At 63.7% G+C, this 12,095-nt stretch carries 14 protein-coding genes and 1 tRNA gene; 9 read left to right on the top strand and 6 right to left on the bottom strand.

Going from position 1 to position 12,095, the window contains the following annotated elements:
• Window positions 1–116: 116 nt before the first annotated feature.
• Window positions 117–201 (bottom strand) — tRNA-Leu (locus SS05631_RS05470).
• Window positions 202–397: 196 nt separating this feature from the next.
• On the opposite strand from SS05631_RS05470, the gene lipB reads away from it, so the two are divergent.
• Window positions 398–1,117, top strand: a complete 720-nt coding sequence (lipB, locus tag SS05631_RS05465; protein WP_037423252.1) for a lipoyl(octanoyl) transferase LipB — start codon at window positions 398–400, stop codon at window positions 1,115–1,117.
• Between the two features lie 11 nt (window positions 1,118–1,128).
• Here the strand turns inward: lipB and SS05631_RS05460 are convergent, their stop codons facing one another.
• The gene (locus SS05631_RS05460; RefSeq protein WP_037423280.1) at window positions 1,129–1,998 is read right to left on the bottom strand and encodes a DMT family transporter; all 870 of its coding nucleotides are present in this window, start codon (window positions 1,996–1,998) and stop codon (window positions 1,129–1,131) included.
• Window positions 1,999–2,298: 300 nt separating this feature from the next.
• Between SS05631_RS05460 and SS05631_RS05450 the strand changes: the two genes are divergently transcribed.
• From SS05631_RS05450 to fghA, 5 genes are all read left to right on the top strand, one after another.
• Window positions 2,299–2,694, top strand: coding sequence for a helix-turn-helix domain-containing protein (locus tag SS05631_RS05450; protein ID WP_037423255.1), 396 nt, complete (start codon window positions 2,299–2,301; stop codon window positions 2,692–2,694).
• Between the two features lie 95 nt (window positions 2,695–2,789).
• Complete coding sequence (locus SS05631_RS05445; RefSeq protein ID WP_095677936.1) at window positions 2,790–3,917, top strand: S-(hydroxymethyl)glutathione dehydrogenase/class III alcohol dehydrogenase; 1,128 nt, start codon at window positions 2,790–2,792, stop codon at window positions 3,915–3,917.
• Between the two features lie 76 nt (window positions 3,918–3,993).
• Window positions 3,994–4,434: a YaiI/YqxD family protein gene (locus tag SS05631_RS05440; protein ID WP_037426946.1), complete on the top strand. Its 441-nt coding sequence runs from the start codon at window positions 3,994–3,996 to the stop codon at window positions 4,432–4,434.
• Window positions 4,435–4,461: 27 nt separating this feature from the next.
• Window positions 4,462–5,118 carry a DUF1345 domain-containing protein gene (locus SS05631_RS05435; RefSeq protein ID WP_037426945.1) on the top strand — a complete coding sequence of 219 codons (657 nt, stop codon included), beginning with the start codon at window positions 4,462–4,464 and terminating at the stop codon, window positions 5,116–5,118.
• A 16-nt stretch (window positions 5,119–5,134) separates the two neighbouring features.
• Complete coding sequence (fghA, locus tag SS05631_RS05430; protein ID WP_037426943.1) at window positions 5,135–5,968, top strand: S-formylglutathione hydrolase; 834 nt, start codon at window positions 5,135–5,137, stop codon at window positions 5,966–5,968.
• 6 nt (window positions 5,969–5,974) lie between these two features.
• Here the strand turns inward: fghA and SS05631_RS05425 are convergent, their stop codons facing one another.
• Window positions 5,975–6,286 carry a DUF1883 domain-containing protein gene (locus SS05631_RS05425; RefSeq protein ID WP_037426940.1) on the bottom strand — a complete coding sequence of 104 codons (312 nt, stop codon included), beginning with the start codon at window positions 6,284–6,286 and terminating at the stop codon, window positions 5,975–5,977.
• Window positions 6,287–6,433: 147 nt separating this feature from the next.
• On the opposite strand from SS05631_RS05425, the gene SS05631_RS05420 reads away from it, so the two are divergent.
• From SS05631_RS05420 to SS05631_RS05410, 3 genes are read left to right on the top strand one after another with little or no spacing between them, the layout of a single operon-like run.
• The gene (locus tag SS05631_RS05420) at window positions 6,434–7,426 is read left to right on the top strand and encodes an RluA family pseudouridine synthase (protein ID WP_037426937.1); all 993 of its coding nucleotides are present in this window, start codon (window positions 6,434–6,436) and stop codon (window positions 7,424–7,426) included.
• Window positions 7,426–8,091, top strand: a complete 666-nt coding sequence (locus tag SS05631_RS05415) for an HAD-IA family hydrolase (protein ID WP_037426935.1) — start codon at window positions 7,426–7,428, stop codon at window positions 8,089–8,091. The genes SS05631_RS05420 and SS05631_RS05415 overlap by 1 nt, the downstream gene beginning before the upstream one ends.
• A complete protein-coding gene (locus tag SS05631_RS05410) occupies window positions 8,084–8,869 on the top strand; it encodes an ATP12 family chaperone protein (RefSeq protein ID WP_037426932.1) in 786 nt (261 codons plus the stop codon). Before SS05631_RS05415 ends, SS05631_RS05410 begins: the two co-directional genes overlap by 8 nt.
• A gap of 42 nt (window positions 8,870–8,911) precedes the next feature.
• Here the strand turns inward: SS05631_RS05410 and sugE are convergent, their stop codons facing one another.
• The 3 genes from sugE to SS05631_RS05395 form a co-directional block, all read right to left on the bottom strand.
• The gene (sugE, locus tag SS05631_RS05405; protein WP_037426929.1) at window positions 8,912–9,226 is read right to left on the bottom strand and encodes a quaternary ammonium compound efflux SMR transporter SugE; all 315 of its coding nucleotides are present in this window, start codon (window positions 9,224–9,226) and stop codon (window positions 8,912–8,914) included.
• A 161-nt stretch (window positions 9,227–9,387) separates the two neighbouring features.
• Window positions 9,388–10,698, bottom strand: a complete 1,311-nt coding sequence (locus SS05631_RS05400) for a replication-associated recombination protein A (RefSeq protein WP_037426926.1) — start codon at window positions 10,696–10,698, stop codon at window positions 9,388–9,390.
• A complete protein-coding gene (locus SS05631_RS05395; protein ID WP_037426924.1) occupies window positions 10,695–12,083 on the bottom strand; it encodes a DegQ family serine endoprotease in 1,389 nt (462 codons plus the stop codon). Before SS05631_RS05395 ends, SS05631_RS05400 begins: the two co-directional genes overlap by 4 nt.
• Between the last annotated feature and the right edge of the window lie 12 nt (window positions 12,084–12,095).

Genomic DNA, 12,095 nt, shown 5'->3' with positions numbered 1-12,095 from the left:
AGCAGTGCGCGCCGCGGCGATTTGGCAACCGAGCCTGTCGATCGCCTCCGGCGGCGAATGCCTGAAAAATAAAAACCCCGTTCAACCATCAGGTTACGGGGTCTTCTTAATCTTGATGGTGCGGTCGAGAAGACTCGAACTTCCACGGGTTGCCCCACAGCGACCTCAACGCTGCGCGTCTACCAATTCCGCCACGACCGCATCGTGGTAGGTGCCGATTGCGTCGGCGGGGCTGCATGTAGCAAAAGGATTCAGGGTGCACAAGGGTAAGACGACAGAAATTTGACGGGAAACGGAACTATTTCCGCGCCCCCTCCGCGAAGCACTGGAAACGCTGGACTCTTGCCGCGCGCGGCCCCATGTACAGGCCGGAAAAAATTACCAAACGGGCTTTCCCATGCAGCGTGAAAATCTCAGCCAGACCATGTTTGCGGTGCCGGAATCGCCGCCGGTGCGCTGGCGCATCGCTCCCTCCCTCGTCGACTATCCACAGGCAGTCGAGACGATGGAGCGGGAGGCGGCCGCGATAGCGGACGGCACGGCCGACGAACTGGTCTGGTTGGTCGAGCACCCGCCCCTCTACACCGCCGGAACAAGTGCGAATGACACCGACCTGGTAACGCCCGGACGCTTCCCCGTATTTGCAACCGGTCGCGGCGGCGAATACACCTATCACGGCCCGGGTCAGCGGGTCGTCTATGTGATGCTCGACCTGAAGCGCCGACGCCAGGACGTTCGTGGTTTCGTCGCCGCCCTCGAAAGCGTCGTCATCGCAACGCTCGATTCGATGAACATCAAGGGTGAGCGCCGCGAGGATCGAGTCGGCGTCTGGGTGCGCCGCCCGGAAAAGCCGCCGCTTCCCGACGGGTCGATGGCCGAGGACAAGATCGCCGCCATCGGCATCCGGCTGCGCAGGTGGGTAAGCTTCCACGGCTTCTCGCTGAACGTCGATCCCGATCTCGACCATTTCGACGGCATCGTACCCTGCGGCATTCGCGACTATGGCGTGACCAGCCTCGTCGATCTGGGTCTTCCGGTTATGATGCCCGACGTGGACATACGGATCAGGAAGGCCTTCGAGGCGGTTTTCGGACCGACCCGCAGCGATAACCAATAACCGAACTCCTGTTAATCGGGCTTCCGTCCTTCTCTCTCGCGCCAGATGATGAAAAGCCCGGAGCCGACGATGACGGCAATGCCGAGCCATCTCGACGGCGTCGGAAAATCACCGAACACAAGATATCCGAGCGCCGTCGCCGAAACGATCTCGAAATAGTGGAACGGCGCCAGCAGCGACAGCGGCGCCAGGCGGAAGGCCTTCACGACGAGCAGATGGCCGTATCCCGAAATCGTGCCGAGAGCGATCACGAGTATCCAGCCGAGACCCGATCGCGGCAGCGCCGGCTCGAAATCGACTGCACCCATGCCATTGCCGACCGCGATGACCGCCACCATGAAGAGCGTCCCGCCGATTCCGGCGGTCGTCTGCATGGCGAGCGGCGAATCGGCGCTGCCGACCGCCCGGTTGAGGAAGAGGTAACAGGCGAACAGGAAGGCGCAGACCATCGGCAGCAGCGCGGTCGGGCCGAAGACGGCGAAACTCGGCTGGATGACGATCATCGCACCGCCGAAGCCGACGGCGATCGCGGTCCATCGCCGCCAGCCGACCCTCTCGCGCAGGATCAGTGCTGACAGACAGGTGAGGATGAAGGGCTCGACGAAATAGATCGCGAAGGCATCGGCAAGCGGCATGTATTTCACGGATACGAAGAACAGCAGGGCGGCCGAAGCAAGCAGCACGCCGCGCAAAAGGTTCGGCCAAAGCCGCTTCGGATAGATCGCCCGCAGCCCGCCCGCCGTCAGCAGCAGCGGCACGACCGAGACGAGCTGAAAGAAGAAGCGGTAGAAGGTCACCTGCCCCGGCGACATGCCCTCGTAAACCGCCATGTACTTCGCGATGGCATCCATGCAGGGCAGGACGAGCATGGCGAACAACATGATCGTCACGCCTTGCGTCACCGCGCTGCGCGGAGCGGCGGCCGTTTGTGCGAATCCGTTCAAGGGCGATTCCAGTTCGATGCTGAAGGTCGGACCTGAGCCTAACCTGTTTCATCGCGGTTTCAACGCCCGGCAGCGGAGAATCGCCAGGCCCGGAACGAGCCGCATTTGGCTGTGTTTATGCCGCTCCGAGGTGCTCCGCCCGGGAAGGAATACCGATAAGCTCGGCCCAGCTTCGCCCCGCAGGCATTCCGTCACCGTGCGGGCGGTAGAGATGTCAGGTGAAGAGGAGAGCGAACCATGCGCTTATCCACCGAAACCGTGATCGCGCGCCTGCGCCAAACAGGAGACGGCGACACGCTGGGCGGCCGTATCTGGAGAGCGCGCGACGCGGCAAGGCTTTCGATCAAGGAACTGGCAAGCAGGCTCGGCGTGCGCAGCGAAACGATATCCGCCTGGGAGCGCGATCGTGCCGAGCCCCGCACAAACCGGCTCTTCATGCTCGCCTCCATCCTCGGCGTCACGCCAGCCTGGCTGATTGCCGGGATCGGCCGTGCCCCTGACGACGGGCCGTCTCATTCGCATGCCGCGCTTCGCGAGCAACTCGAGCTCGTCAAGAGGCTCCACGAGCAAACGGGCGAAGCGATCGCGGCGCTCGAGAGCGAACTGGAACGGATCGAGGAAAATTTCCGATAGGTCATGTATTTTCAGCTTACGCGCATCGCCTGCCGTTGTATTGACGATTGCAGGACGATCGCCGAACAGTTGCGGAAATTCGAGGGAGAAGAAAAATGGACGTACGCGCCGCTGTAGCCGTTCAGGCCGGCAAGCCGCTGGAAATCATGACGGTTCAGCTCGAGGGCCCGAAGGCCGGCGAGGTGCTCGTCGAGGTCAAGGCCACCGGCATCTGCCACACCGACGATTTCACCCTCTCGGGTGCCGACCCGGAAGGGCTGTTCCCGGCGATCCTCGGCCATGAGGGTGCCGGCATCGTCGTCGATGTCGGCCCCGGCGTCACGAGCGTGAAGAAGGGCGACCATGTCATTCCGCTCTATACGCCGGAATGCCGCGCCTGCCCGTCCTGCCTCAGCCGCAAGACCAATCTCTGCACCGCCATCCGCGCCACCCAGGGGCAAGGCGTCATGCCGGACGGCACCTCGCGCTTCTCGATCGGCAAGGACAAGATCCACCACTATATGGGCTGCTCGACCTTCGCCAACTTCACCGTGCTGCCGGAGATCGCGCTCGCCAAGGTCAATCCGGACGCTCCGTTCGACAAGATCTGCTATATCGGCTGCGGCGTCACCACCGGCATCGGCGCGGTGGTCAACACGGCACGAGTGGAGATGGGCTCGACCGCGATCGTCTTCGGTCTCGGCGGCATCGGTTTGAACGTCATCCAGGGACTGCGGCTTGCCGGCGCCGACATGATCATCGGCGTCGATCTGAACAACGACAAGAAGGCCTGGGGCGAGAAGTTCGGCATGACCCACTTCGTCAACCCGACGGAGATCGACGGCGACATCGTCGCCCATCTGGTCAACATGACGAAGCGCGGCGCCGACCAGATCGGCGGCGCCGACTACACCTTCGACTGCACCGGCAATGTGAAGGTGATGCGCCAGGCGCTCGAAGCCTCGCATCGCGGCTGGGGCAAGTCGGTGGTGATCGGCGTCGCCGGCGCCGGCCAGGAGATTTCCACCCGGCCGTTCCAGCTGGTCACCGGCCGCCAATGGATGGGCACCGCCTTCGGCGGTGCCCGCGGCCGCACCGACGTGCCGAAGATCGTCGACTGGTACATGGAGGGCAAGATCGAGATCGACCCGATGATCACCCACACCATGCCGCTCGACGAGATCAACAGGGGCTTCGAGCTGATGCATTCGGGCAAGAGCATCCGTTCGGTCGTGCTCTACTGAGTTTACATCAAGAATCAGGCAAGCGCCGGAATCACTTGAAATCCGGCGCTTTCCGCGGCTGCAGCGAATCGCAATGATGATCTATGTCGATGCCGATGCCTGCCCAGTGAAGGCGGAAATCCTCAAGGTGGCCGAACGCCACGGCTTCGAAGTCACCCTCGTCGCCAATTCGGGCCTGCGGCCCTCGCGTGACCCGATGGTGCACAACGTCATCGTGTCGGCCGGCTTCGACGCCGCCGACAATTGGATCGCCGAGCATGCGGGCGAAGGCGACATCGTCGTCACCGCCGACGTTCCGCTTGCCGGGCGCTGCGTCACCGCGGGCGCATTCGTCACTGGGCCTACCGGCCGCGTCTTCGACAAGACGAACATCGGCATGGCTTCCGCGATGCGCGATCTTGGTGCGCACCTGCGGGAGACGGGCGAAAGCAAGGGCTATAACGCCTCTTTCAGCGCGCGAGACCGCTCGGCCTTTCTCGAAACTCTTGACCGGCTCTGCCGTCGCGTCAAAAGGTGAGGCGCGGAACGGCAGCGTGAGTGGCGAATGACATCAAATCGGCTGAGACATTGGCCATTTTACCTGGCGCTTGCCGGTGCCCTTGTCAGTGCGCCGCTTGGGCATGCGCTGTTTCGCGAAGAGGCGATCGAGATCACTGCCATCGCCTTCTTCTGCATCTATCTGACGATAGCGGCGTTCCGGCTGCCGAAACTCACTGGAAGTTATCTCGAGGCAAATGCGCGCGACACGGGTGAGCCGGAGCCGATCATATTTCTTGTGACGCTCCTGGCCGCCGCAGTCTCGCTGGTCGCGCTGTTCGTCGCGCTCAATCGCGCCGATGACGGCGGCGCAGCCGAACTGATCCTTGCCTTCGCCTCGGTCACGCTTGGATGGGCTACCATTCACACGATGGCGGCGCTGCATTACGCGCATCTTTACTGGCTCGCGAACCGCCGCGCCGATGGCGGCGATCCGGCGTCGCGCGGGCTTGCCTTTCCGGAGACGAACGCCCCCGGCGGCTATGACTTCCTCTATTTCGCCTTCGTCATCGGAATGACCGCGCAGACCTCCGACGTCGCCATCACCACGACGGCGATGCGGCGCGTCAACCTGATGCATGCGATTGTTTCGTTCTTCTTCAACACGGTGCTCGTCGCAGCCGCGGTCAATGCCGCGGTGCAGCTTGCCGGCGGCACGCCATGACTACACGGAGAATTCGATGAAAATCATCTCGCAGAACACCGCCTTCGGCGGCATGCAGGGCGTCTTCGCCCATGACTCCAAGGCCTGCAAGGGCGAAATGACCTTTGCCGTCTATGTGCCGCCGCAGGCGACGAGCGAACCGCGTCCGGTTCTTTGGTATCTCTCCGGCCTCACCTGCACCCATGCCAATGTCATGGAAAAGGGGGAATATCGCCGCCTGGCCTCGGAGCTCGGTCTGATCGTTGTTTGTCCGGATACCAGCCCGCGCGGTGCCGACGTCGCCGACGAGTTGACGAACTGGCAGATGGGCAAGGGCGCCGGCTTCTATCTCGATGCGACGCAAGCGCCCTGGGCCGAGCACTATCAGATGTACAGCTACATCACCGAGGAACTGCCGGCCCTGATCCGCGAGCAGTTTCGCGCCGACATGGACCGGCAAGGCATCTTCGGCCATTCGATGGGCGGCCATGGCGCGATGACCATCGCGCTCAAGAACCCCGAGCGCTTCAGGAGCTGCTCGGCCTTCGCCCCGATCGTCGCCCCCTCTTCCGCCGACTGGTCCGTCGGCGCCTTCGAGAAATATCTCGGCTCGGACAAAGCCGCCTGGCGAAAATACGACGCCTGCGCTCTCGTCGAGGACGGGGCGCGCTTCCCGGAATTCCTCATCGACCAGGGCAAGGCCGACGGCTTCCTCGAAAACGGTCTGAGGCCTTGGCTCTTCGAGGAGGCGGTCAACGGCACCGGCATCGGCCTCACGCTTCGCATGCACGAGCGCTACGACCACTCCTATTATTTCATCTCGACCTTCATGGACGATCATCTGAGGTGGCACGCCGAAAGGCTCGGCTGAGCGCCGTCATGACGCCGGCTGGAGTCGCGGCTGGCCGGCAGACTCGATCACCCGTACGCTCGAATCCGCAAGGCCGTGATGGCCTTCGGTGTCGATAACGAGGTGCCAGTGCGCGGTCTCGGGAATCGTCATCCGCAGAGGCGATTTCCGCGCTACGCCGCCGAAGAACTGATGCTTCAGCGTTTCCTTGTAGCGCGTGAAATTGACGTCGGTCATCAGGCGAACATTGGCAACGGCCGACAGGGTGATCTCGACCCGCGTCCCGGCGCGCTGGGCCTTGAGATCATAGTGCGTGAAGTTCAGGGCTTGCTTCGCCATCACAATCGACCGGACCTATATGAGACATCGCTACGACAGTAGCGGCGGGCGCTTAATGAATGGTGTCGTGTTCTCTCGCCGGACTGGCCCTGACGACCGCAATGGTCTAGAGCCTTTGCTTGAAACACTGGAAGCGGATCGCGGCAGATGGCAGGCATAGAACACAGACAGGTGGACGGTGACGAGGCGGGCATGCGCCTCGACCGCTGGTTCAAGGTGCATTATCCGGGCTTGGGCTTCGGTCCGTTGCAGAAGCTGCTTCGTTCCGGCCAGATCCGCGTTGACGGCGCGCGGGCAAAATCCGACACGCGCGTACAGCCTGGCCAGACGATCCGCGTTCCGCCGCTTGGCGTCGATGCGAAGGTTACCAAATCGGGCCCGATCGGCGGGCGGGACCTGCGCCATTCCTCGGACGGAGAGCTGCTGTCGCGCATGGTGCTGCACGAGGACGCCAAGGTCATCGTGCTCAACAAGCCGGCGGGCTTGGCAGTCCAGGGCGGTTCCGGCGTCAGCCGGCATATCGACAAGATGCTCGAGGCCTGGACGAACCAGAAGGGCGAAAAGCCGCGCCTCGTCCATCGGCTGGACCGGGACACGTCCGGCGTGCTCGTCATTGCCCGGACGCGCGGTGCGGCACAGCAGCTGACGGCCGCTTTTCGTGAGCGCGACACCAGGAAGATCTACTGGTCCCTGGTCAAGGGCGTTCCGCGCAAGCGCGAGGACCGCGTCTCCACCTGGCTCGTCAAGGAACAGACGCCGGACGGCGATCGTATGCGGATCGCCAAGCATGGCGACGAAGGCGCCGACCACGCTATTTCCTACTATCGGATTATCGAGCAGGCCGGCCAGAACCTCGCCTGGCTGGAAATGGAACCCTATACCGGCCGCACGCATCAGCTGCGCGTCCACGCCGCCCATATCGGCCATCCCATCATCGGCGACCCGAAATATTTCGAAGCTGACATCAACTGGACCTTCCCCGGCGGCATCCAGAACCGGCTACACCTGCATGCCCGCTTTATCGACATCCCGCATCCGAATGGCGGACGCCTGAAGATCACGGCGCCCTTGCCGCCGCATATGGTGCAGAGCTGGAACTTGCTCGGCCTCGACGAGAACGCCGCCGGCGAGGACGATTGATGAAGCTGGTGCTCTTCGATTGCGACGGAACGCTGGTCGACAGCGCCGGCCTCATCCATGAGGTCATGAGCCGCACCTTCGAGGCCTTCGATCTTCCCCGGCCGGAGGCCTTGGCGACGCGCGCAATCATCGGGCTGACGCTCGACATCGCCATCGCCCGGTTGCTGGGCCAGGATCACATCGACCCGCGCGCCGCCGCGATGACGACCCATTACAAGGGCATCTTCAGCTCGGTGCGCGGCGAACGGATCCATCAGGAAGCGTTGTTTCCCGGGATTGCCGAGATGGTGCAAGCCTTGGCCGCCCGCGAGCAGCTGTTGATCGGCGCAGTCACCGGAAAGTCGCGGCGAGGGCTCCAGCACATTGCCGCCACCCACGGCTTCGACAAGCTTTTCTTCGTCTCGCGAACGGCGGACGATTGCCCGTCGAAGCCACATCCGGCAATGGTGATGGAATGCTGTGCCGAGGCGGGCGTCGATCCGAAGGATACGATTGTCATCGGCGATGCGATCTACGATATGCAGATGGCGAAGGCGGCCGGGGCCGCCGCCCTCGGTGTTTCCTGGGGCTATGCCAGCGTTCCGGCGCTGATCGAGGCGAGCGCCGACCACATCGCCCGGGTACCGGCAGACATCATCGAATGGATGGAATTGAACCATGCCTGATATTCGCGACGAATTGAGCGGAGCGCTCAGCCACGAGGATCCGGTGCGCCGCGCCCAGATCCAGATGCAGAAGCCGCTTGCCAAACGTTTCTACAAGTCGGTCGGCGTCGCCGCGGCCGAGGGCGGCGGGCACGCGGTATTGCTCGACGGGCGATCCGTCCGCACGCCGGCAAAGCGGCCGCTCGCCGTCCCGACGGCGAAGCTCGCCGAACTGCTCGCCGCCGAATGGGATGCACAGGCGGAGATCATCGACCCTTCGGCCATGCCGCTGACCCGCATCGTCAACACCGCCATCGACGGCGTGGCGGTCGACCAGCGCGCAGTCTTCGACGATATCGTACGGTTCGCCGGCACCGACCTTCTCTGCTATCGCGCCGACAGCCCGACAGGACTTGTGGAACGGCAGAACGCCGTCTGGAACCCCGTTCTCGATTGGGCCGCCCATTCGCTCGGCGCACGCTTCATCCTTGCCGAGGGCGTCATCCATCAGGATCAGCCGCACGAGGCGATTTCCGCCTATGCGGAAGGCTTGCGCTCCTTCGCAACGCCGCTCGGCCTCGCCTGCCTGCACACGATCACCACGTTGACCGGATCGGCACTGCTTGCGCTTGCCTTCGGCATGGGCCGGCTCTCGGCAGAAGAGGCCTGGAGCGCCGCCCATGTCGACGAGGATTGGCAGATCGAGCACTGGGGCACCGACGAAGAGGCCTTCCAACGGCGCGAGAACCGCTGGCAGGAAATGCAGGCGGCGACTGCGGTGCTCGACGCGTTGAAATAGGGGGCAAGGCGCCTGGCATTACGGCAGGCGTCTTACGGTGGATCAGGCCGCCAGCTTCAGGCCGGCGATGCCGGCGACGATCAGGCCGATGCAGCCGAGGCGTACGACGGTCATCGGCTCGGCGAAGAGGACGATGCCGAGCACCACCGTGCCGATCGTGCCGATGCCGGTCCAGACCGCGTAAGCCGTGCCGAGCGGCAGTGTGCGAACGGCAATTCCAAGCAGGACGACGCTCAGGATCATCGAACCGACCGTCAGCACGGTCGGCGTCAGACGGGTAAATCCGTGGGTGTATTTGAGGCCGATTGCCCAGCCGATTTCGAGAAGTCCGGCGAGAAGCAGAGTGAACCAGGCCATGTCAGGCTCCTTCATCTGGAGCGAGGCCGTCCCCGCGGGTGTTCGGGTCGATCAGGATCGCGCCCGTGCAGCCGTCTGCAACTTGGATCTCTGTGCCACAAAGCGGTGAGGGCAGCAAGCGGCTGGCCGGCAAAACTGCTCTGCGCCGACGGCACGGCTCGTCATGAGTTCCGGTCGCGGCGCAGTTTCGCCCACCATTCGAGCCGCTTGCGGATGTCCCGTTCGAAGCCCCTCTCCGGAGGATCATAGAAGATCCTGCGCCCCATTTTCTCGGGGAAATAGTCCTGGCCGGAAAAGGCATCCGGTTCGTCATGATCGTAACGGTAGCCCTCGCCGTAGCCCTCCCCCTTCATGAGCTTGGTCGGGGCGTTGAGAATATGCTTCGGCGGCAGCAGCGAGCCGTTTTCCTTGGCGGCGCGCATCGCCCCTTTGTAGGCCGTGTAGAGGGCGTTCGATTTCGGCGCGGTGGCGACATAGACGCAGGCTTGCGCCAGCGCCAGTTCCCCTTCGGGCGAACCGAGATAGTCATAGGCATCCTTGGCGGCGTTGCAGATCACCAGCGCCTGCGGATCGGCAAGGCCGATATCCTCGACAGCCATGCGCACCAGCCGCCTGCCGATATACAAAGGATCCTCGCCCGCATCGAACATCCGGCAGAGATAATAGAGCGCCGCATCCGGATCGGATCCGCGAACCGACTTGTGGAGCGCCGAAATCAGATTGTAGTGGCCGTCCTGGCCCTTGTCGTAAACCGGCGCGCGGCGCTGGACGATTTCCCGCAACGCTTCGGCGTCGAATATCTCGTCCTTGCGCGCCGCCCGCCACACCTCCTCGGCCAGCGTCAGCACGGCCCGGCCGTCACCATCCGCCATGCGGATCAGGCTCGCCCGGGCGTCCTCGTCGAGCGGCAACGGCCTACCTTCCGTTTGCTCCGCCCGCTTCAGGAGTTCCTCGAGGCTCGCCTCGTCATGCGGCTTGAACGTCAGCACCCGCGCCCGCGACAGGAGCGCGGCGTTGAGTTCGAATGACGGATTCTCCGTGGTGGCGCCGACCAGAATGACGGTCCCGTCTTCCATCACCGGTAGGAAACTGTCCTGCTGGGCGCGGTTGAAGCGATGGATCTCATCGACGAAGAGCAAGGTCTGGCGTCCCGACATGCGTCGGGCGCGCGCCGACTCGAAAACCTTCTTCAGGTCGGCGACGCCGGAAAAGATCGCCGAGATCTGCTCGAAGGCGAGACCGGCCTCTCCCGAAAGCAGCCGGGCGACGGTGGTCTTCCCGGTGCCCGGCGGTCCCCAGAAGATCATCGAACCGAGCGAGCCAGAGGCGATCATCCGCGTCAGGGCGCCGTCCGCCCCCGTCAAGTGCTCCTGCCCGGTCACTTCGGCGAGCGTGCGCGGCCGCAGCCGATCGGCCAGCGGTCTTGCCGAGGCCATCTCCGGCGGTTCAACGGGGGAAAAGAGGTCGCTCATCGGAAGAACTGTCTGATAAGCTGGCCGTCGCGCTCGATCTCAACGCGCCAGAACGAGGCGTCTTCGGCAACGACGCTTTCCAGCGTTTTCGAGTTGTCGATCGGCGTTCCATTGACGGAGCGTACGATATCTTTCGGCTCGAGGCCAATGCGCGCCGCCGGCGAGCCGCGGTTGACCTCGGTCACGACGACCCCCTTGAGCGACGTCGGCATGCGCAGCTCATCCGCAAGGCGCGGCGAAAGATTGGCGACGACGGCGCCGGCAAAGGGGTTCCGCCCCTCGATCAGCCGTTCGTCGCGCGGCGCGGTTTCCGGCGCCTGCTCCAGCTTCAGGGTGATGTCGTGCGCCTCGCCGTGTTCGCTCACCGTCACGCGCGCTTCATGGCCGATGCCGACGGTCGTCAAACGGTAGCCGAGGGCATCCGGATGCTCCACCGAAATACCGTTTACAGCCGTCACCACCTGCCCCGGCTTCATGCCGGCATTTGCCGCCGGTCCGTCCGGCTGGACGGCAGCCACCAGGGCGCCGCGGGCACGATCGAGTCCGAGCGCCTCGGCGACATCGGAGGTAACCGGCTCGAAAGTCGCGCCGACGAAGGGACGGACGAAGGAACCGCCGCCGCCCTCCGCGGAGGCGACGAAGACCTTGACCAGATTTGCGGGGATGGCGAACCCCACGCCGTTCGATCCCCCGCCCCGCGAAAAGATCGCGGTGTTGATGCCGATCAGCTCACCCTTCATGTTGATCAGTCCACCGCCAGAGTTGCCCGGATTGATCGCCGCGTCGGTCTGGATGAAGAAACCGAAATCTCCGTTGGAGATCTGGTTGCGGGCAAGCGCCGAAACGATGCCGCTCGTCACCGTCTGCCCGACCCCGAACGGATTGCCCATCGCCAGCACGAGGTCGCCGACCTCCACTGCGTCCGAATCACCGATCGGGATGACGTCGAAAGGACCATCTGCTTCGATCTTGAGGACCGCTAGGTCGAGTCGGTCGTCCTTGAGGACGATCTTGCACGGATACTCACGCCCGTCGGCGAGCGCCACCTTGATGTCGTCGGCCCCCTCGATGACGTGATTGTTGGTAACGACGATGCCGTCGCGGCGGACGATTACGCCGGAGCCGAGCGACGACTGCTTCTCCGTGCGGTTTGGCATGCGCTGGCCGAAGAATTCCTCGAAGAATGGGTCGACCGATCGTCGCTCGACGACCCGCTCGGCATAGACATTCACCACGGCATTCGCCGTCTGCTTGACCAGCGGCGCGAAGGAGAGCTGCATTTCCGTGTGGGATTGGGGGACGGTCCTGGCGTCCTGCGCTACGGCCGGTGTCGACATGGCAATCGCAAGAACAAGAGCCGGCAGGGCTCGACGGCCAAAAATCATGAAGCATTCTCC

This window comes from Sinorhizobium sp. CCBAU 05631 (assembly GCF_002288505.1).
In the GTDB taxonomy this organism is placed as follows: Bacteria; Pseudomonadota; Alphaproteobacteria; order Rhizobiales; family Rhizobiaceae; genus Sinorhizobium; species Sinorhizobium fredii_C.
The sequence above is the reverse complement of the archived record's forward strand: the minus strand, read 5'-3'. Positions and strand labels throughout refer to the sequence as shown.